Here is a 19,953-nt window from a genome sequence, read left to right as displayed (position 1 = left end):
GCGGCGCACCCCGCCGCGACCCCGCGACCACCCGTCCCGACGACCCGAGCCCCACCCGCATCCCCGAGCGAGGAGACCCGATGCTGCGCCCCTCCGACACCGCCACCCGCGAGCGCAAGAGCCTGGACGGCCTCTGGCGGTTCCGGACCGACCCCGCCGGCGAGGGGCGGGACTCCCGGTGGTTCGCCCGGGAGCTGCCCGACGCCGGCTGGATGCCGGTGCCGGCGAGCTTCAACGACGTCCTGGCGGACCCGGCCGTCCGCGACCACGTCGGCGAGGTCTGGTACCAGACGACGGTGCGGGTCCCGGCCGGCTGGGACGGGTCGCGCGTGCTGCTGCGGTTCGGCGCCGCGACCCACGCGGCGAGCGTCTGGGTCGGGGACGTCCTGGTCGCGGAGCACGTGGGCGGCTACACGCCGTTCGAGGCCGACCTCACCGCGATCGCCGCCGCCGGGCAGGAGCTCCGCGTGACCGTCGCGGTGGACAACCGGCTGTCGTTCCAGACGATCCCGCCGGGCCACGTGCGCGACACGCCGCACGGTCCGCGGCAGCTCTACTTCCACGACTTCTACAACTACGCCGGGCTGCACCGCACCGTGTGGCTGCACCGGACGCCCGCCACCGCGGTGGACGACGTCACGGTGCGCACCGGGCGGGACGGCACGACGGGGCTCGTCGACTACGACGTGGTGACCGTCGGGGACGCGCCGCACACCGTGCGGGTGCGGCTGGTCGACGAGGCCGGCGCCGAGGTCGGGCGGGCGACCGGGGCCTCCGGGCGGGTCGAGGTGCCGGACGCCCACCTGTGGCAGCCGGGGGCCGCGTACCTGTACACCGCGCACGTCGAGCTGCTCGACGGGGCGGGGGAGCTGCTGGACGTCTACGAGCAGACGGTCGGCATCCGCACCGTGCGCGTCGACGGCACCCGGCTGCTGATCAACGACGAGCCGTTCCGGTTCCGCGGCTTCGGCAAGCACGAGGACGTCGCGGTGCGCGGCAAGGGCCACGACGACGTGATGCTCGTGCACGACTTCGCGCTCATGGACTGGATCGGCGCGAACTCGTTCCGCACCTCCCACTACCCGTACGCGGAGGAGGTCTACGACTACGCCGACCGCACCGGCGTGGTCGTGATCGACGAGACGGCGGCCGTCGGCCTCAACATGGGCCTCGGCGGCGGCATCTTCGGCAACCAGGGGTGGACGACGTTCTCCGCGGAGACGATCGACGGCCGCACCCAGGAGGTGCACCGGCAGGCCATCCGCGAGCTCGTCGCCCGGGACAAGAACCACCCGTGCGTCGTGCTGTGGTCCATCGCCAACGAGCCGGAGTCGCACACCGAGGAGGCGCGCGCGTACTTCGAGCCGCTGTTCACCCTCACGCGCGAGCTCGACCCGACGCGCCCCGTCGGGTTCGTGAACGTCGGTCTGTCGCCCCACGGCGCGTGCCTGGTCTCGCAGTACGCCGACGTCCTCATGCTCAACCGCTACTACGGCTGGTACGAGAACACCGGTGACCTGGCGCCGGCCGAGGACGCGTGGCGCCGCGAGCTCGAGGCCTGGGCGACGGAGGGCAAGCCGATCATCATCACGGAGTACGGGGCCGACACCGTCGCGGGCCTGCACACCGTGGTGCCGACCCCGTGGTCGGAGGAGTACCAGGTCGAGTACCTCGACATGAACCACCGCGTCTTCGACTCGGTCCCCGCGGTCATCGGCGAGCACGTGTGGAACTTCGCGGACTTCGCGACCAGCTCCACCTCGATCGTGCGGGTCGACGGCAACAAGAAGGGCGTCTTCACGCGGGACCGCCGGCCCAAGGCCGCCGCCCACCTGCTGCGCCGCCGCTGGCGCGGCTGACCCGGCCCGGCCCGCAGCACGCACAGCACACAGAGCAGGAGCACCCGTGGAGCACACCTGGCGCTGGTTCGGCCCGCGCGACCCGATCACCCTCGCCGAGATCCGGCAGACCGACGCCACCGGCATCGTCACGGCGCTGCACGAGATACCGAACGGCGAGGTCTGGCCCGTCGACGCGATCCAGGCCCGGCAGGCCGAGATCGAGCGGGCCGGCCTCACCTGGTCGGTCGTCGAGAGCGTCCCCGTGCACGAGGACGTCAAGCGCGGCGGCCCGCTGCGCGACGCGGCGATCGAGAGCTACCGCGCGACGCTGCGGAACCTCGCGGCGTGCGGGCTCGACGTCGTCTGCTACAACTTCATGCCCGTCCTGGACTGGACCCGCACGGACCTGCGGTTCCCGCTCGCGAACGGCGGGCGGACCCTGCGGTTCGACATCGCGGCGGCGGCGGCGTTCGACCTGTTCCTGCTGGAGCGGCCGGGGGCCGAGGAGTCGTACACCCCCGACGAGGTGGCGCGCGCGACGGCGCTGCTCGCCGGGATGGACGCCGACGCCCGCGCCACGCTGACCCGCACGATCATCGCGGGGCTGCCCGGTGCGGAGGAGGGGTACGACCTGCCGGAGTTCCGGGCCGCGCTCGACGCGTACCGCGACGTCGACGCCGCCACCCTGCGGGGCAACCTGGCCCACTTCCTCCGGGAGGTCGTGCCGACGGCGCAGGAGGTCGGAGTCCGCCTCGCCATCCACCCGGACGACCCGCCGCGCCCGCTGTTCGGCCTGCCGCGCGTCGTCTCGACCGCCGAGGACGCGCAGGCGGTGCTCGACGCGGCGCCCTCCGAGGCGAACGGCCTCACGATGTGCATCGGCTCGTACGGCTCGGGCCGCGGGAACGACGTCGTCGCCATGACCCGCCGGTTCGCGCGGAGCATCTACTTCGCGCACCTGCGGTCGGTCCGCCTCGACGCGGACGGCAGCAGCTTCGTCGAGGCGCCGCACATCGCGGGCGACGCCGACATGGTCGCGGTCGTCGACGCGCTGGTCGCGGAGCAGCGCCGCCGGGCCGCCGAGGGCGGGCCCCGCATCCCCATGCGGCCCGACCACGGGCACGAGCTGCTGGACGACGTCCGGCGGGCCACGAACCCGGGGTACTCGCTGATCGGCCGGCTCAAGGGGCTCGCCGAGCTGCGGGGGATCGAGCTGGCGGTCACCGCCCGGTACGACGCCGCGGACGGTTCAGCGGCCTGAGCCGACCCGGGGCGCGACCGGCGCGGGTCACCAGCCCGCGCCGGCGCGCTCCGTCAGCACGCGGCGCAGCGCGGCCTCGCGGCCGGCACCCACGCGGTCGGCCAGGCGGTCCGCCCGGGCGGACCGCGCCGCGCGGGCGCCGGGGTCGCGCGGCGTCGGTCCGCCGTCCCGCAGCCGGCGCACCGACAGGTAGGGCAGCCGCAGCCGCACGGGGCGCAGCCCGTAGGTCACGTCGAACGTCACGGTGGTCATGTCAGTCCTCCTGCGGCGCGGTCGTGGACGCCGGCGCGGGTGCCGGCGCAGGTGCGTGGGCGAGGTCGGGGTTGGCGGTCGTGAACAGCCGCATCAGCCGGGCGCCGGCCGGACGGCGCGCCGGGTCCGCGGCGCGGCCCGCGAAGCGCTCCGTCAGCGCGGTGAGCTCCGCGAGCAGCGCGGTCGCCTCGTCGCGGGTGGCCCAGAACGCTGCCTGCGACACCTGCGTCAGCCGGACGAGGTCGGGGTCCTGCTGCGCCGCGGTGGCGGACTGGCGCAGGTGGGCGATGAACCGCTCGGCCTCCCGGCGGACCTGCACCTCGCCGAGCTCGGCGACGGCCTGCAGGCCCGCCGCGTCGGTGGCGTCGCTGGCGAAGGACCGCTCGCGGGCGACGGCCCGCCACGGCCGCTCGCGGCCCCGTCGGGGTGCCGGTTCCACCAGCCCCGCCTTCGCGAGGGTGCGCAGGTGGAACGAGCAGTTCGCGACGGTCTGGCCCAGGTGGGCGGCGCACTCGGTGGCGGTGGCCTCGCCGACGTCGTCGAGGTGGCTCAGCAGGTCCAGGCGCACGGGGTGCGCGAGGGCGCGCATCCGGGCGGGGTCGGAGATGTGCTGGGCGGCGGCGCGCGCCGGGTCGGGCGGCGCGGCGGTCGGCGGGGTCGGTTCCACGGGACGACCCTACGACGCGCAACAACTCTTGCGCAACAACTCTTGCGAATGGAGTGGGCGCCGGACAGGGAGAGGTCCCTCGTCCGGCGCCCGTCGCGGTGCTGCCGGTCAGCCCAGCTCCGCGAGCACCGCCCGCAGGTCCGCCCCCGCGCCGTCCCGCCCGAACAGCGGGATGACGTGCCGCGGGGCGTCGACGCGCACGGTCGTGCCCCCGGCGTGCTCGGCGCCGGACCACAGGTCCGTCCACGTCGCACCGTGCGGCAGGTAGACCTCGCGCGCGCCGACGCCGGCCTCCATGACCGGCGCCACCAGCAGGTCCGCGCCCAGCAGGTACTGGTCGGGGACGGACCAGGCGCGCGCGTCGTCCGGGAACTCGTGGAACAGCCCGCGGACCACCGGCTGCCCGTGCTCGTGCGCCTCGGCCATGAGCCGGCGCAGCAGCGGCCGCATCGCCTCCCGCAGCCGCAGGTAGCCGGACAGCACGCCGTACACCTCCTCGCCGAAGCTCCACAGCTCGTTGCCGGCACCCGTGGGGGACCGCCGGGAGCCGTCCGCGGCGGTCACCTCCTGGCCGGGCCGGCGGTCGCCGTGCATCCGCAGCACCGGGCTGAACGTGCCGACCTGGAACCACCGGACCAGCAGCTCGTGGAACCCCGGGTCGGTGACGTCGCCGCCGTGGAACCCGCCGATGTCGGTGGTGAACCACGGGATGCCGGCGACGCCCATGTGCACCCCGGCGACGACCTGCCGGCGCAGCGCCTCCCACGTGGAGGAGATGTCCCCGGACCACACGAGCGCGCCGTATCGCTGGCTGCCCGCCCACGCGCACCGCACCAGGTTGACGACGTCGCCCTGGCCGGCGGCGGTCTGCCCGTCGTGGAACGCCCGCGAGAAGTGCTGCGGGTACAGGTTGGTGACCTGCGCGCCCGGGCCGGCGTGGTAGCGGTAGTTGTCCAGGTCGTAGCGCCCGTACTCCGGCTCGGCCTCGTCCAGCCAGAACAGCCGGACGCCGTGGTCGTGGTAGTTCCGCCGGCACAGGTCCCACAGCGTCTCGCGGGCGCCGGGGTGGGTGACGTCCACGAACATGCTCGGGCCCTCGAACGACATCTGGACCTCGAGCCCCCGGTCGGTGCGCACCAGGTGGTTGTCCCGCCGCAGCCGGTCGAAGTTCTCCGACTCGACTGACACCTGCGGCCAGACGGACACCATGAGCTCCATGCCCAGCTCCCGCAGCTCCGCGACCATCGCGGCGGGGTCCGGCCAGAACTCCTCCTCGAACCGGTAGTCGCCCATGTGCGGCCAGTGGAAGAAGTCCGCCACGATCACGTCGACCGGCAGCCCGCGGCGGTGGTACTCGCGCGCCGTCGTCAGCAGCTCCTCCTGCGAGGCGTACCGGAGCTTGCTCTGCCACAGCCCGAGGCCGTGCTCGGGCATCGGCGGGACGTGGCCGGTCGCGTCGGCGTACGCCGCGAGGATCTGGGCAGGGGTGTCGCCGGCCGTGACCCAGTAGTCGAGCTGCCGGGTGGACTCCGCGACCCACTCGGTGCGGTTGACGCCGAACGTCGCCCGGCCGATCGCGGGGTTGTGCCAGAGCATCCCGTAGCCGGCGCTCGACAGCACGAACGGCACCGACGCCTGGGAGTTGCGGTGCGCCAGCTCCAGGGTGCTGCCCTTGAGGTCGGCCAGGTCCTGCTGGTAGAGGCCCATGCCGGCCAGGTGCTCGTCCGCGGGGGACTCGAACGCCGCGGTGAGCCGGTGGTCGCCGCCGACGATCGCGCGGTAGTCGCGCGCCTTCTGCTTGAGGGCGCCCCCGGACTCGAGCTCGCGCAGCAGCACGCGGCCCGAGGCGTCGCGGAACGTCAGCCGGCAGCGGGACACGGAGTACCCGGTCTGCCAGTCGTGCTCCTGCCCGGCCTCGAGCTCGACGGTCAGGCGGCCCTGGACGAGCCGCGCGGTGGCGCCGTCCGGGGAGACCTCGACGGCGGGCGGCGGGGTGGCGGGCGCGGGCAGCAGCGCCCACGCCGTGTCGAGGACGTCACCGGCCGGCACGGCGCGCACGCGCACGGCGTCCGCGCCCCACGGCTCGACGAGCAGGGTCTCGCCGTCGCCGGTCCAGCGCAGGTGGTGTCCGTCGGTCTGGAAGAAGCTCACAGGATCTCCGATGTCGCAGGGTCGTTCGAGGTGGGGTGGGGTCGGGTGGGGTCAGTCCTTGACCGCGCCGGCCGTGACGCCGGCGGCGACGTACCGCTGGGCGACGACGAGCAGGACAGCGGCCGGGACGGAGGCGAGCACGGCGGTGGCCATGACGCCGTTCCAGTTGGTGGCCTCCGCGCCGACGAACCGGAACAGCGCCAGCGTCATCGGCGTGATGCTGTTGCCCGTCGTGAGCGTCTTGGCGTTGAGGAAGTCGCCCCACGAGAAGAGGAAGGCGAACAGCGCGGCGGTCACCACGGCGTTGCGGCTCAGGGGGACGACGATCGACCCGAAGGTCCGCAGGCGCCCGGCGCCGTCGATGCGGGCGGCCTCGAGCAGCTCGTCGGGGATGGTCCGCATGAACGCCTGCAGCAGGATGATCGCGAACGGCACGGACGCCGTCGCGTTCGCCAGCATGAGCCCCGGGTAGGAGTCCAGCAGGCCGAGCTGCTTGTAGAGCGCGAACAGGGCGGTCACGACCACGACGCTCGGGATCATCTGCGCGAGCAGGAACGCGAACATCACGGCCCCGGTGCCCGGCGCGCGCAGCTTGCTCATCCCGTACGCCGCCGGCAGCGCGATCACCAGCGTGATCGCCACGGTGCCGAGGGCGATCACCATGCTGGTGCCCATCGAGCTGAGGTTCCGGTCGATCGCGAGCGCGTAGCCGTCGAACGTGGGGTCCAGCGGGAACAGGGCCGGGCGTGAGCGGATGAGGTCCTGCGGGCGGGTGAGCGACACCGCGACCATCCAGTAGAGCGGGAACAGCAGCGCCCCGCACAGCACGGCGCCGATCGCGACGCGGACGGCGGACCGGGTCCGGGAGCGGGTCATGCCGCGGCCTCCTTGCGCTGCGTGCGGATGTACAGCAGCCCGAACACCAGCGCGACCACGAACAGCAGCGACGCCACCGTCGCGCCCATGCTCAGGCTCTGGTCGGTGCCGCCCTCGAACGAGAGCTTGTACGACCAGGTCGCGAGGGTCTGGGAGCTGTCGACCGGGCCGCCCTCGGTGATCACCCAGATCACGTCGAACGCCTTGATCGTGTAGACGAGGCCGAGCAGCAGCGTCACCGCGGTGACGGGGCGCAGCAGGGGCCAGGTGATCGACCGGAACCGTCGCCACGCGCCCGCCCCGTCGAGAGCGGCGGCCTCGTACAGCGTCCCGGGGATGCCCTGGAGGCCGCCGTACAGCAGGACGAGGTTGAACGGGATCCCGAGCCAGATGTTCGCGATGATGACCGCCCACAGCGACCACTGCGGGTCCGACAGCCACCCGATGTGCGTCCCGAGCAGCGCGTTGACGATGCCGTAGTCCTTGTAGAACATCCAGCGCCACGTGGTCGCCGAGACGACGACCGGCAGCAGCCACGGGATGAGGATGAGCGCGCGGAACGTCGCGGACAGCGGGAACGTCCGCTGGAAGAACACCGCCAGCGCCAGCCCGATGACGAACTGGAACACCAGGCTCACGACGGTGAACAGCACCGTGTTGCGGACCACCGGCGCGAACAGCCGGTCCTGCACCAGCGTCACGTAGTTGGCGAACCCGACGAAGTCGGCCTGGCCCGTGAAGTACGACTGGAACGTGTAGTCCTGCAGGCTGAGCTGGAGCGTGCGGACGATGGGGTACGCGAAGAACAGCGCGATGAACACGACCACGGGCGCGATGAACCCGAAGGCCGCGAGGCGGGAGGCGCGCCGCGCCCGGCGCCGGCTCGCCTCACGCGCATCCGCGTGGGGGGAGCCGGCGCCGGCGGGCGCCGGGGCGGTGGCCGGCAGCGTCACGGTCGTCCGTCCGCCGGGCTCACTGCGCGGCGTCGGCGAGGGCCGTGGCCGGGTCGGTCTGACCCGCCACCGCTCCGGAGAGCGCCTCACCGAGCCGGGTCGCGACGGACGCGAACGACGAGCCGAGGTCCTCGGTGCGGCTGCGGGCCGCGCCGACGGCCTCCACCCAGGGAACCAGCCGCGGGTCGTCCGCCGCCTGCTCCTCGGCCTGGTCCGCGTACGGGGAGATGTACGTCTGGCCCTCGAGCCAGCCCGCGAGGTTCTCGCGCGAGGTGAAGCAGGACGCGAACTCGCCGGCCGCGGTCACGATCGCCGGGTCCTCGTTCTGGACGACGTTGATGAACTCGCCGCCGAGCGGGCTGGGGGCGGCGCCGCCGTCCGGGGCGGGGATCGGCACGACGGCGTAGTTCACGTCGCTGTCGTCGAGCGTGTTGAGCTGCCAGGTGCCGTTGACCATCATCGCGGCGTGGCCGGCGGTGAACTGGTCGCGGATCTCCTGCTGGTTGAGCGTGACGTTCTCGCCGGAGGCGTACCCGTCGGCCACCAGGTCCGTCCAGAGCGTCAGCGCCTCGACGGCCTCGGGGGAGTCGACGTCCGTGAGCTCGGCGCCCGCACCCCAGAAGAACGGCAGGAACTGGAACGTGCCCTCCTGGTCGGGGCGGGCGGAGAACGCGATGCCGTAGCGCCCGGCGGCCGGGTCGGTCAGCGCCTGCGCGGCGGACCGCAGGGAGTCCCAGTCGGTGGGCGGCTCGAGGCCGGCCTCCGCGAACGCGTCGACGTCGTAGAACAGCGCGAGGGTGTTGGACCCGAACGGGGCGCCGTACGTCTTCCCCTCGTAGATGCCGGACGCCACGATGTTCGGCTGCATCTCGCTGGTGTCGATCCCGGCGGCCTCGTTGTCCGCGAGGATCCCGGTCTCCGCGAACTGCGCGACGTTCGGGTTGTCGAGGATGAGCAGGTCGGGCAGGTCACCGGTCGAGGCTGCACGCGTGTACTTGTCGTAGATGTTGTCGCTGACGGTGCGCTCGATGGTGATGCCGGTCTCGTCCTCGCAGGTCGCGATGAGCTCCTCGAACGGCGAGCCGCCGGTGTTGTACTGCGTGAACCCGTCCCAGAACGTCAGCTGCGTGGGGTCGCCCCCCGACTCGTCGCCACCGCCGGAACCACAGGCGGTCGCGAGCAGGGCGAGGGGGAGGGCGAGGGCGGCGGCAGAGGCCAAGCGTCGTTGCTTCACGGTCATCCTCTCTGATGAGCGGCGGTGCGGTACCCCATGTGGAGAACCGGTTCACCGATGCGCGGCACCGTATCCTCGGCGCGCTCGGCGGATCAAGGGGGTGAGGTGAACCGGTTCACCGATCGTGACCGGATCGTGACCTGACGCCGCCGTGGGAGCGCGCCCGCCGCCGGAAGGCCCCGCCGCCCGCCGTCCCGCGCACCGCCGCCCCCCACACGCTCGCGCGAGGTCGTCATCTCGGGCCGAGGTCGTCAGCTCGGCGTGACGACCTCGGCCCTACCTGACGACCTCGGCAGGCCCCCGAGGGCGGCGCTCCCGGAGGGCGGCGGGGCCGCGTGTCAGGCGCGCAGGCCGCGGCCCGCGGGGCCCGTCGACCCGTGCTCGTGCAGGACCGCCGGCAGCAGGTCCACCGCCCCGCCCGCGGCGCCCGCCAGCTCGTCCAGCGCGCGCTCGACCGCGCGGGACACCATCGCCCGTCCCGGCAGGTCCACGAGCGTGGTCCCCGGGTGCAGCGGCAGGAACTGCTCCGCCGGCGCCAGCGCCAGCACGGACACGTCGCCGGGCACCGAGCGGCCGCGCCGCGCGAGCTCCGCCGTCAGGTCGTCGAACGACGCGAGGCCCAGCACCAGGACGCCGGTCAGGCCGGGGAGCTCGGTCAGCACCTTGTCCAGCCACCGCCCCGCCGCCCCCGGCCCGGGCAGGCACGAGACGACGGCCCCGCGCAGGCCGAGCTCCGCGCACGTCTGCGCGAACGCCGTCCGGTACCGGTACCGGAACGCCAGCTCGTCCACGTTGTCGTCGGGGTGCACCAGCACCGCGACCTCGCGGTGCCCCAGGGACGCCAGGTGGCGCACCATCACGCGGGCCGCCTCCGCGAAGTCCAGGTCGACCGCGCTCATGCCCGCCGGGTCCGCGGGCCAGCCGATCAGCACCGTCGGCAGCCCCCGCTCCCGCAGCACCGGCAGCCGCCGGTCGTGCAGCCGGATGTCCATGACCACGAGGGCGTCCGCCAGCATGTCGCCCGCCAGCTCGTCGTCGCCGCGGCCCATCACGAGCACGTCGTAGCCGCGCGGCTGCGCCGTGTACATCGCGGCGCGGACGAACCGCATGAACACGTCGACGTCCGGCTCCGGCGTCGCCGGGGAGTACGACGCGAGCATCCCGAGGATGTTCGTGCGGCCCAGCGCGAGCGCCCGCGCGGCCGGTGACGGCCGGTACCCGAGGCGCGCGACGCTCTCCAGCACGCGCTGCACGGTGGCGTCCGGCAGCTTCTTGCGGCCCGACAGGACGTAGGACACGGTGCTCGGCGCGACCCCGGCGTCCGAGGCGACGTCCCTGATCGTGGCCATGCGCCCAGCGTAGAGCGGCGGCCTGCCCCGCAGAGCGTGTCCGGGGGCCGGCCGCCGCCGCGCACTCAGCCGAGCGCCACCTCCACGCCGCCCGAGAACGGCGAGTCGTGCAGCTCGAGCCGGGTCAGCGCCGCGTCGGCCGGGATGTCGAACACGACGGTGCCCGTCACGGAGTTGCCCGGGTTGATCTGGTTGAGGAACGAGTTCGCGTCCCCGAGGTACACCGCGGCGGTGCCGTCCGCGGACAGCTCGCGGCCCTGGGCGTCGAACGCCTTCTGCGAGGAGCCGTCGAAGTACTGGGCCTCCTCGCCGATGTTCGTCACCGTGAGGTGGACGAGCACGAACTGGCCCTGCGCGTCCTGCCCGAGCATGTCGTCGCCGATGCGGGCGACGCCGGGCTCGACGCCGGTGACGGTGAACTCGAACTTGCCGTCGCGGACCGGGGTGCCGATCCCGGCGGGCTGCTCGGCGGCGGGGGCGGCGTCGTCGCCCGCGTCGTCGGCCGCCGGGTCGTCGGCGGGAGCCGCGGGGTCGCCGCCGCCGCCGGCCGTGCTGCCACCGGCGGCCGGGGCGGAGGCGTCGGGCGCGTCGGAGCCTCCGGACGTGGCCGACGCGATCGCGACGACGGCGACGACCAGCACGCCGAGCGTGGTGAGCACCTTGTGGCGGGCGAACCACGACCGCTTCCGCGTCGGAGGCTCCGACGGGGGCGGCGTGGGCGCGCCGGGGACGGGGTACGAGCCGGGCGGGGGGACCTGGGACATGGTGCTGCTCCTCGTGGGCGCCGCGGACGCGGACGGATCGGGTGGTGCGGACCGGCGGTGACGGGCACCGCCGTGACGTGCACCGACGCTCCCGGACCGGCCCCGGGCGCGGCGTCGGCCGGCCGGGCAGGACCGGTGTGCCCGATCGGGCAGCACCGACGCGGTCGGACCGCCCGGTCGGCGGACGTGGGGTGTCCCCGGTCGTCCGTACCCTGTGCGGCATGTCCCTGGTCCCCGGCTCGCAGCGCCCTGTGCCGTCGGGTGCCGTGCCGCCGGGCCCGGTGCCGCAGCGCCCCGTGCCGCCGGGGCCGGAGCCTCGGGGCCCGCTGCCGTCGGGCCCGGTGCCGCCGGGTCCGGCCGCCGCGCCGTGGTTCCCCGGCGCCCCGCCCGCGGGTGGGGCCCGCACCTCCGCGCCGCGCCCGGGCCGGCCGTGGTGGTCGCGGGCCGGGACGGTCGGTGCCGTGACCGTCGCCGCGTTCAGCGCGATGGTCGCCTCGTCCTTCAGCGGCAACGCCCGGGTGCCGGACGACCCGCGCGTCGCGCTCGACATCGCGGCGATGCTCGTCGGCCTGGTCGGGGCGGGGTTCCTGGTGGCGCGCCGGTCCGCCGCCGTGCCGCTGACGCTCGCCGCCTCGGCGCTGCCCGTGGTGCTGCCGCTCGACTCCGTCACCGCGCTGATCGCCCTGCCGTGGGTGTTCGCGACCGCCACCCGCCGGGTCGCGTGGTGGTGCACCGCGGCGGTGGCGGCCGGGACCGGGGCGGCGCTGTGGCGGGACGCGGTGCGGCCGCCGGAGCACCGGGTGCTGAGCCTCACCGACCAGGTCACCGGGCAGATCTCCACGGCGAGCCCGCTCGGCATCGTCGTCGTGGGGCTGCTGTGCCTGGCCGCGTCCGTCGCCGCCGGGCTGGTCCGCGCGTCCCGGGCGCGCGCCGAGCGCGCGGTGGCCGACATGGAGGGGCAGGTCGCGCGCGCCGACACCCTGCGGGACCGGATGTCCCGGCAGGAGGAGCGCGAGCTGATCGCCCGCGAGGTCCACGACACCGTCGCCCACCACATCTCGCGCATCTCGTTGCAGGCCTCCGCGCTCGAGGTGCAGCGCGGCGCCACCGACGCGCAGGTGCAGGCCGCCGCCCAGCAGGTCCGCTCCTCCGCGCAGCAGGCGATCGCCGAGATGCGCGGCCTCATCTCCACGCTCCGCACGGGGGACGACCCCCACGCGCCCGGCGCGACGCTCGACGAGCTCGCCGGGCTGCTCGACGGCGCCCGGCGGCAGGGCCGGTGGGTCACCAGCACGGTGTTCGTCACCGACGGCCGCGACGCCTCGCCGGCCCTCACCCGGGCGGCGTTCCGCATCGTGCAGGAGGGCCTGACCAACGCGCTCAAGCACGCCCCGGGCCGCCCGGTCGAGGTGACCGTCCGCGCGTCGCCCGCCGAGGGCGTCCACCTGCGCGTGGCGAACCTCGTGGCCGCCGGGGTGCGGCCGGCCGCGCCGGGCACCGGCTCCGGGCTGGTCGGCATGCGGGAGCGGGCCGCGCTGCTCGGCGGCACCGTGCAGGCCGGCGTGCACCAGGGCTGGCACGTGCTCGACGCGCGACTGCCCTGGCAGTCCCGGACGGACGACGGCCAGGCCCTACGCTCGTCGGTGTGATCCGGGTCCTCGTCGTCGACGACGACGCGCTGGTGCGCACGCTGCTCACGACGATCCTGGCCGCGCAGGACCTCACGGTCGTCGCGCAGGCCGCCGACGGCGACGAGGTCGTCCCCGCGGTGCAGGCCCACCACCCGGACGTCGTGCTGCTCGACCTGCACATGCCGCGCATGTCCGGGCTCGACGCGCTGGCCGCCCTGCGCGAGCTGCCGTCACCGCCGGGTGTCATCGCGCTGACGTCCTTCGGCACCGACGAGACGGTGGTCGCCGCGGTCCGTGCCGGCGCCTCGGGGTTCCTGGCCAAGGACGCCGACCCGGCGCAGATCGCCGAGGCCGTCCGCCGCGTCGCCGACGGGGACGGCGCGCTCGGCCGGGCCGCCGCCGGGTCGCTGCTGCGGCACGTCGCCGCCGACCCCGACCGCGGCCGGCGCGAGGAGGCGCAGCGCGCCCTGGAGGTGCTGACCGAGGCGGAGCTCGAGGTCGCCGCGTACGTGCCCGCCGGGCTGTCGAACCAGGCGATCGGCGAGCTGACCTACCGCTCGGACTCCACGGTCAAGGCGCACCTCAGCCGCGCGATGGCCAAGCTCGGGGTGACGACGCGGTCGCAGCTCGCGGTCATCGTGGACCGGGCGGGTCTGCGGCCGGGCTGATGCGCGGCGCCCGCGCGGGAGACCGGAACGCACCAGCCACCGGGCCGCCCGGACCGCGCGTGGGTAGCGTGGCGGGCATGGGGGCGGGACCCGGGGACGACGACGCGGCGGACCAGGTCCTCGACGCGCTGCGCGCCGGGACCGGGGCGCTGCTGACCGGCGTCGCGGGCTCGGGGGCGGGCGCGCTCGCCGAGCGGGCCGCGGGTGCGCTCGCGGAGGACGGCTGGCAGGTGCTCCGGGTGCCGGGTCGTCCGGGCGTCCGCGGACGGCCGCTCGCCGCGCTCGCGCTGGCCGGGTGGGCGGCGCGCCCGGCACCGGGTGACCCGCTCGGGCCGGCGACCGCGCGCGTGCTGGAGGCCGTCGGTGCCGGCCGCGCGGTGCTGCTGTCACGCCGTGCGGACCTGCTGGACGAGGAGTCCCGCGCGGTCCTCGCGACGGTCGCCGAGCAGACCGGGTCGCTGCCGCTGCTGACCTCCCGGCCGGCCCGCGCGAACCGGGTCGCCGCGTCTCGGGTCGCCGGCGCGGTGCCGTTGGCGGGCGTCGCCGTGCCGCCGCTGCGGTTCGACGCGCTGCTGGCGGTGCTGACCGAGGAGCTCGGCGGGCCGCCGGCGCCGGACGCCGCCGCCCGGGTGTACGCCCTGTCGGCCGGGGTGCCGGGCGTCGCGCGCGCGGTGGTCGCGGGGGCGCGCCGGGCCGGGCGGCTGGTGCTCGTCGACGGAGTGTGGACGGCGGTGGCCGACCTGCGCACGCCGGGACTGGTGACGGTCGTCGACGCGCTGCTGGAGGGACTCGACGGTCCGGCGCGGTCGGCGCTCGCGGTGCTGGCGACGCTCGGGCCCGCGAGCCCTGCCGTCGTGCGCCGGGTGCTCGAGTGGGACGACCTGGCCGCGCTCGAGGACGCCGGCGTCGTGCGCGTGGTCGACGCGGGCGACCGGACCGAGGTGGTCGTGGTGCCGCCGCTCGTGGCCGAGCACCTGCTGGCGGTGGGTGGACGCGTCGAGGCGGCGCGGGCCCGTGAGCAGGTGGAGCGGGCGCTGGCCGCGACCCCGGCCGGCGCCGGTGCCGCCGCGGGGGACGCCCGGGTGGCCGCCCCGGTCAGCGGGGTCGCCGGGGTGGCCGCCCCGGCGTCCGTCCCCGCAGCCGCGCCCGTTCCCGCCCCCGGGGGCGTCCCCGCAGCCGGCGCGCAGCCCGACGGCCCCGCTGCGCGGCCCGACCGCCGCGGCGCGCAGCCCGACGGCAGCGGTGCGCGGTGGGCCGAGTCCCGGGAGGGCGTCGCGGTGCTGGGGCGCGCGCTGCGTCGCGCCGCCGCCACCCGGCTCGCGGTGCGAAGGGCCGAGTGGGAGGACGAGCCGGACGCGGGCACGGCGGTGCCGTTCCTCGACGCGCTCGCCCGCGCCGGCGCCGACCGGCGCGAGGTGGAGGCCGCCGTCGCCGCCGCCCGGGACCGGGTCGGGTCGGCCGGTCGCGCGGCCGTGGACGAGTGGCACGCGCGCTACCTCGGCCTGGCGTGCGGCGAGGTGGACGCGGCGCTCGCGGTGCCGGTGCCGGAGGACGCCGCGGGACGGCGGTCGCGGCGGCGCCTCGAGCTGCTGCTGGGCGTGGGCGCCGGCGCGCAGCACGCGGGCGAGGACGCGGGCGCGGAGCGGGACGACGGGACGGGCACGGAGCGGCCCGACGGCTGGCTGCTGCTCGCCCGGGGCCGCGCGCTCGACGCGCTGGACGCCCTCGACGCGACCGACCCGCCGGCCGGGCCCGCCGCGCCCGACCCCGACGAGCACGCCGCCCGCTGGCTGGCGGTGCTGCTGGCGGGTCGCATCGACGAGGCGGTCCGTGACGCGTCGCGGGCGCTGGACGAGGCGCGCGCCGCGCTGGACGGTCCCGCGATCGAGCTCGGGGCGGCGGTCGTCGCGCTGGGGCTGGCGCTCGCGGGGCGGTCGCGGGAGCTGCGCGAGCACCTGCCGGGCGCCCTGGCGCTGGGGTCGACGGCCCCGTTGCAGCCGTGGGCGCGCGCCGGGCTGCTGTGCATCGGGTCGTCCCTGGCCGCGGCGGACGGCCGGGTGGTCGCCGCGCAGGCGCTGCGGGACGGCCTGGTCGCGATGCGGCTGCCGGTCGGGCCGGTCCCGCTGACGTCGGCGACGCTGGCGAGCACGCGGGTCACGGTCGCGTCGGGCACCGACCCGCGGCGGGACGCGGAGGCGCTGTGGGCGGAGGTCGAGCTGGACCTGGACCGCGGGTTCGTCCCCGCCGCGGTGCTGTCCGGGTCCGCCGCCGCCGAGGTGCTGCCCGACCACCCGTCGGCCGACCGGGTCGCGGCGGCCGCGTCGCAGGCCCAGGGGACGCTGCTGCCGGTGCTCGGGCGCTACGTCGCGGCGCTCGCCTCCGGCAGCCCGGACGAGGCCGCGCGCGTCGCGCCGGAGCTGCGGGCGGCCGGGCTGCGCGTGCACGCCGTCCGCGCCCACGCGCGCGCCGCCTCGCTCGCGGCGCTCCAGGGCGACCCGGCCGCCGCGCGGGAGCAGCTCCGGGCTGCCGAGGCGGTGATCGCGGAGGCCGGGGGAGACCTCGACCGGGCGCTGGACGCGGTCGGGCCGGTCGCCGGGCTCAGCGCCCGCGAGCTGGAGATCGCCCGGCTCGTCGCCGGCGGGGCCTCCAACCGGCAGGTGGCGGAGACGCTCGGCGTGTCCGTGCGGACCGTCGACAACCACCTGTACCGGATCTACCGGAAGGTCGGCGTCAGCGACCGCGAGAGCCTGGCCCGCCGCATCCACTGACCGCGACCCCGCCGGCCGGGGCGGGCCTCGTGAGCACCGCCGCCCGGGTCGCTCGCCGCCTCGCGCCCGGCTGCTCCACCGCGTGCCGCGCCCTGCTCGCGGGCGTCGCGCGGCCGGTGAGCACCACCCCCGCGGAGGTCCGATGGGTGCACACCGCACCCGGTCCTGCCGACACCCGGGTGCCCGAGCGCCCCGGAGGTCCCCATGCCCACCGCACCCGCGCCCGCCCCGCACGGGACGCCGCAGCGGCAGACCGCACGCCGGTCCGTCGACCGCTCCCGGCTGGTGGTGCTGGTGCCCGCGCACGACGAGCAGGCCGCCCTGCCGGGCACCCTGCGCGCGCTGCGCCGTCAGACCGTGCGGCCGTCCGCGGTGACCGTCGTCGCCGACCGCTGCACGGACGCGACCCCGGAGGTCGCCCACGCGTTCGGCGCCCGCGTGCTGCGCACCCGCGACAACGCGGACCGCAAGGCCGGCGCCCTCAACCAGGCGCTCGCCGCGCTCGCGGTCGCGCCGCCGGAGTACGTGCTGGTGCTGGACGCGGACACGCGGATCGCCCCGACGTTCGTCGAGACCGCCCTGGCGCACCTCGACTCCGACCCGGCGCTCGGCGCGGTGAGCGGCATCTTCCACGGCGACGGCGCGCACGGGATGGTCGAGCGCTGCCAGGCGAACGAGTACACGCGCTACGCGTCGAAGATCCTCACGACCGGCCGGGTGGCCGTCGTCACCGGCACCGCGTCGGTGTTCCGCTACCAGGCGCTCGCGGACGTGGCGGAGCACCGCGGCGACGTCCTGCCGGGGCCGCGCGGCGACGTGTACGACCGCGCCGCCGTCACGGAGGACTCCGAGCTGACGCTCGCGCTGCGGACCCGCGGCTGGCGGCTCGTCGCCCCGTCGGACTGCCGGTGCAGCACCGAGCTGATGCCGACGTTCACGACGCTGCACCGCCAGCGCGTGCGCTGGTACGCCGGGATGCTCGACAACCTGCGCGCGTACGGCCTGACGCCGGTGACCGTGCGGTACCACCTGCAGCAGGCGGCCCTCACCCTGGGGACGCTGACCTGGTGGGCGATGCTGGCGATCATGCTGGGCGCCGCGCTCGCCGGCACGTTCGTCTGGCAGGCGTTCTGGCTGGCCGTCGGGGCCGTGTTCGTCGTCGAGCGGCTCGTCACCGTCTGGGACGGCGGCCCGCGGGCGCGGTGGCTGAGCGCCGCGGTGCTGCCGGAGCTCGTCTACGACACGGCGCTGCAGTGCGCCTACCTGCATGCCTGGGTGACCCACCTGCGCGGCCGGCAGCCGAGCTGGGGTCACCTCGCACCCGCGCGCGCCTGAGCGTGCACCGACCCGCGGCCGCGGCCGCACGACACGAGAGGAGGGGGAACCGTGTACCAGATCACCGGACAGGGGGCGGGCGTGCTCGCCACGACAGGGCTCGCGCTCGCGAGCGGCTGGGTCGCCGCGTGGACGCTGGCCGTCGCGGGCGTGGCCGTGTGGTCGGTCGCGCGCGTGCTGCGGCGGCGCGTGGCCGCCCGCGCGGGTCGCTGACCCGCACCGCGACGGGGTGTCGGTGGGATACCGACACCCCGTCGGTATGATCCCGACATGACGTCGGAAAACCGGCGTCCGACCCGAACGGAAGAGGCCACCCGTGTTCCTCGCCCTGCGCGAGCTCGCCTTCGCGCGCACCCGCTTCGGACTCGTGGGAGCGGTGGTCGCCCTGATCGCCGTCCTCATGGTCCTGCTGTCCGGGCTGTCGTCCGGACTCGTCACCGATGGTGTCTCCGGCCTCCAGCGCAGTCCGATCGACGCGCTGGCCTTCGCCGAGGGCACCAAGACCGACTCCGCCTTCACGCGCTCCGAGGTCACCACCGAGCAGCGCGACGCCTGGGCGGCCCGGGACGACGTCGCGGTCGCCGAGCTGCTCGGCACCGCGATCGTCAACGCCAAGAACGACGACGGCACGCCCGTCGACCTCACGCTGTTCGGCGTCCGGCCGGGCGGGTTCGTCGCGCCCGAGGCGGCGCAGGGACGCGAGGTCGCCGGGGACGGCGAGGTCGTCCTCAGCGCCACCGCGCGCGACGAGGGCGTCGAGATCGGCGACGTCATCACGCTCGACCGCCTCGGCACGCCGCTCGAGGTGGTCGGCTTCACGGCCGACCAGCGCACGTTCGGCCACGTCGACATCGGCTACATCGCGCTGACCACCTGGCAGGAGGTGCACGCCGGCGTGTCCCCGGGGGACCCCGTGCCCGCCGACGCCTACGACGTCGCGAGCGTCGTCGCCCTGCGGGGCGTCGGCGGCGACGGCATCGACCTGGCCGCGGGTGACGCCGCCGCCGGGACGTCCGCCCGCACGATCACCGAGGCGTACGACTCCTCGCCCGGCTACACCGCCGAGCTCATGACCATGCAGCTCATCCAGGCGTTCCTGTACGCGATCTCCGCACTCGTCGTCGGGGCGTTCTTCACGCTCTGGACCGTGCAGCGCACCCGCGAGCTCGCCGACATGCGGGCCATCGGCGCCTCCACGCGCTACCTGCTGACCGACGGCCTGCTGCAGGCCGCGATCCTCCTGGTGACCGCCACCGCAGCGGGCGTCGCCGTCGGACTGGGGGCCGGTGCGCTGCTCGACGGGACGGGCATGCCGTTCGCGCTCGAGGCCGCGCCCGTGCTCGGCGGCGCGGCGCTGATCGTCGGGCTCGGCCTCGTCGGTGCCGCCGTCGCGACCACCCGCATCGCCTCCGTCGACCCCGTCACCGCCCTGGGAGAGAACCGATGACCGCCACCACCGCCGGCCCGTCCGGCACGCAGGGCACGCCGGGCACGCCGCGCACGCCCCGCCGGCGCGACGCCGAGCCGCGCATCCCGTCCGAGCTCGCGCTCACCGACGTCGTGCTGACGTTCGGCGACGGCGACCAGCTCGTCACCGCGCTCGACCACGTGGACCTCGTCGTCCAGCCGGGCGAGATCGTCGCGGTCGTCGGCCCCTCCGGCGCCGGCAAGTCCAGCCTGCTGGCCGTCGCCGGCGGGCTCACCCGCCCGACGTCGGGCTCCGTCGTGGTCGACGGCACCGAGCTCACGGACGTCTCCACCCGGGGCCTCGCCCGGTTCCGGCGCGACCACGTCGGGTTCGTGTTCCAGTCCGGCAACCTCGTGCCCGCGCTCACCGCGATCGACCAGATCCGCCTGGTGGAGAAGATCACCGGCCGCCCCCCGGCCCGCCCGCCGCTCGAGCTGCTCGACGCGGTCGGCATGGCCGAGCACGCCCACCGGCGCCCCGGGCGGCTGTCCGGCGGCGAGCGCCAGCGCGTCGGCATCGCCCGGGCGCTCGCGGCGACCCCGTCGGTGCTGCTCGTCGACGAGCCGACCGCCGCGCTCGACCGCCGGCGCAGCCACGAGATCGTCGAGCTGCTCGCCCGGCGCACGCACGAGTTCTGCGTCGCGACCGTCATGGTCACCCACGACCACGACGTGCTGGAGCACGTGGACCGCGTGGTGGAGATGGTCGACGGGCGGCTCCGGCCGGCGTGACCCG

General features: G+C 75.8%; 17 protein-coding genes. 9 read left to right on the top strand and 8 right to left on the bottom strand.

What is annotated here, in order from left to right; all coding sequences use genetic code 11:
* The first annotated feature begins 80 nt into the window (after positions 1-80).
* On the top strand, positions 81-1,859 hold the full coding sequence (uidA, locus tag P9841_RS07550) for a beta-glucuronidase (protein WP_283321449.1): 1,779 nt from the start codon (positions 81-83) through the stop codon (positions 1,857-1,859).
* A 46-nt stretch (positions 1,860-1,905) separates the two neighbouring features.
* Entirely contained in the window at positions 1,906-3,102 is a 1,197-nt protein-coding gene (gene uxuA / locus P9841_RS07545; RefSeq protein ID WP_283321448.1) for a mannonate dehydratase, read from the top strand.
* Between the two features lie 27 nt (positions 3,103-3,129).
* Here uxuA and P9841_RS07540 read toward each other — a convergent pair whose 3' ends face one another.
* From P9841_RS07540 to P9841_RS07505, 8 genes are all read right to left on the bottom strand, one after another.
* Positions 3,130-3,354, bottom strand: coding sequence for a hypothetical protein (locus tag P9841_RS07540; RefSeq protein WP_283321447.1), 225 nt, complete (start codon positions 3,352-3,354; stop codon positions 3,130-3,132).
* 1 nt (position 3,355) lies between these two features.
* The gene (locus P9841_RS07535) at positions 3,356-4,021 is read right to left on the bottom strand and encodes an ArsR/SmtB family transcription factor (protein ID WP_283321445.1); all 666 of its coding nucleotides are present in this window, start codon (positions 4,019-4,021) and stop codon (positions 3,356-3,358) included.
* 108 nt (positions 4,022-4,129) lie between these two features.
* Positions 4,130-6,172, bottom strand: a complete 2,043-nt coding sequence (locus tag P9841_RS07530; protein ID WP_283321444.1) for a glycoside hydrolase family 31 protein — start codon at positions 6,170-6,172, stop codon at positions 4,130-4,132.
* A gap of 51 nt (positions 6,173-6,223) precedes the next feature.
* Positions 6,224-7,048: a carbohydrate ABC transporter permease gene (locus P9841_RS07525; RefSeq protein WP_283321443.1), complete on the bottom strand. Its 825-nt coding sequence runs from the start codon at positions 7,046-7,048 to the stop codon at positions 6,224-6,226.
* Positions 7,045-8,001 (bottom strand): carbohydrate ABC transporter permease, encoded by a 957-nt coding sequence (locus P9841_RS07520; RefSeq protein ID WP_283321442.1) that lies wholly within the window; start codon positions 7,999-8,001, stop codon positions 7,045-7,047. The genes P9841_RS07525 and P9841_RS07520 overlap by 4 nt, the downstream gene beginning before the upstream one ends.
* Before the next feature lie 19 nt (positions 8,002-8,020).
* Positions 8,021-9,220, bottom strand: a complete 1,200-nt coding sequence (locus P9841_RS07515; protein WP_283321441.1) for an ABC transporter substrate-binding protein — start codon at positions 9,218-9,220, stop codon at positions 8,021-8,023.
* Positions 9,221-9,573: 353 nt separating this feature from the next.
* Positions 9,574-10,584, bottom strand: a complete 1,011-nt coding sequence (locus P9841_RS07510; RefSeq protein WP_283321440.1) for a LacI family DNA-binding transcriptional regulator — start codon at positions 10,582-10,584, stop codon at positions 9,574-9,576.
* 65 nt (positions 10,585-10,649) lie between these two features.
* Positions 10,650-11,348: a DUF4352 domain-containing protein gene (locus P9841_RS07505; protein ID WP_283321439.1), complete on the bottom strand. Its 699-nt coding sequence runs from the start codon at positions 11,346-11,348 to the stop codon at positions 10,650-10,652.
* A gap of 461 nt (positions 11,349-11,809) precedes the next feature.
* On the opposite strand from P9841_RS07505, the gene P9841_RS07500 reads away from it, so the two are divergent.
* The 7 genes from P9841_RS07500 (at position 11,810) to P9841_RS07470 (ending at position 19,949) form a co-directional block, all read left to right on the top strand.
* Positions 11,810-12,997 carry a sensor histidine kinase gene (locus P9841_RS07500; protein WP_283321438.1) on the top strand — a complete coding sequence of 396 codons (1,188 nt, stop codon included), beginning with the start codon at positions 11,810-11,812 and terminating at the stop codon, positions 12,995-12,997.
* Positions 12,994-13,647 (top strand): response regulator transcription factor, encoded by a 654-nt coding sequence (locus P9841_RS07495; RefSeq protein WP_283321437.1) that lies wholly within the window; start codon positions 12,994-12,996, stop codon positions 13,645-13,647. Before P9841_RS07500 ends, P9841_RS07495 begins: the two co-directional genes overlap by 4 nt.
* A gap of 77 nt (positions 13,648-13,724) precedes the next feature.
* On the top strand, positions 13,725-16,415 hold the full coding sequence (locus P9841_RS07490; RefSeq protein WP_283321435.1) for a helix-turn-helix transcriptional regulator: 2,691 nt from the start codon (positions 13,725-13,727) through the stop codon (positions 16,413-16,415).
* Positions 16,416-16,619: 204 nt separating this feature from the next.
* Positions 16,620-17,750: a glycosyltransferase family 2 protein gene (locus P9841_RS07485; protein ID WP_283321434.1), complete on the top strand. Its 1,131-nt coding sequence runs from the start codon at positions 16,620-16,622 to the stop codon at positions 17,748-17,750.
* Positions 17,751-17,801: 51 nt separating this feature from the next.
* Complete coding sequence (locus P9841_RS07480) at positions 17,802-17,963, top strand: hypothetical protein (RefSeq protein WP_283321433.1); 162 nt, start codon at positions 17,802-17,804, stop codon at positions 17,961-17,963.
* A 103-nt stretch (positions 17,964-18,066) separates the two neighbouring features.
* Entirely contained in the window at positions 18,067-19,197 is a 1,131-nt protein-coding gene (locus tag P9841_RS07475; protein ID WP_283321432.1) for an ABC transporter permease, read from the top strand.
* Positions 19,194-19,949 (top strand): ABC transporter ATP-binding protein, encoded by a 756-nt coding sequence (locus tag P9841_RS07470; protein WP_283321431.1) that lies wholly within the window; start codon positions 19,194-19,196, stop codon positions 19,947-19,949. The genes P9841_RS07475 and P9841_RS07470 overlap by 4 nt, the downstream gene beginning before the upstream one ends.
* Positions 19,950-19,953: the final 4 nt, after the last annotated feature.

Origin of the sequence: Cellulomonas sp. ES6, from assembly GCF_030053835.1 — a bacterium.
Classification (GTDB): domain Bacteria; phylum Actinomycetota; class Actinomycetes; order Actinomycetales; family Cellulomonadaceae; genus Cellulomonas.
This window is presented reverse-complemented; position numbering and strand designations above follow the sequence as displayed.

Bases quoted from the DNA above. Each gene is read 5' to 3' on its own strand.
- uidA (WP_283321449.1), top strand. From the start codon at position 81: ATGCTGCGCCCCTCCGACACCGCCACCCGCGAGCGCAAGAGCCTGGAC.
- P9841_RS07540 (WP_283321447.1), bottom strand. From the start codon at position 3,354: ATGACCACCGTGACGTTCGACGTGACCTACGGGCTGCGCCCCGTGCGG.
- P9841_RS07525 (WP_283321443.1), bottom strand. From the start codon at position 7,048: ATGACCCGCTCCCGGACCCGGTCCGCCGTCCGCGTCGCGATCGGCGCC.
- P9841_RS07510 (WP_283321440.1), bottom strand. From the start codon at position 10,584: ATGGCCACGATCAGGGACGTCGCCTCGGACGCCGGGGTCGCGCCGAGC.
- P9841_RS07505 (WP_283321439.1), bottom strand. From the start codon at position 11,348: ATGTCCCAGGTCCCCCCGCCCGGCTCGTACCCCGTCCCCGGCGCGCCC.
- P9841_RS07490 (WP_283321435.1), top strand. From the start codon at position 13,725: ATGGGGGCGGGACCCGGGGACGACGACGCGGCGGACCAGGTCCTCGAC.
- P9841_RS07485 (WP_283321434.1), top strand. From the start codon at position 16,620: ATGCCCACCGCACCCGCGCCCGCCCCGCACGGGACGCCGCAGCGGCAG.
- P9841_RS07470 (WP_283321431.1), top strand. From the start codon at position 19,194: ATGACCGCCACCACCGCCGGCCCGTCCGGCACGCAGGGCACGCCGGGC.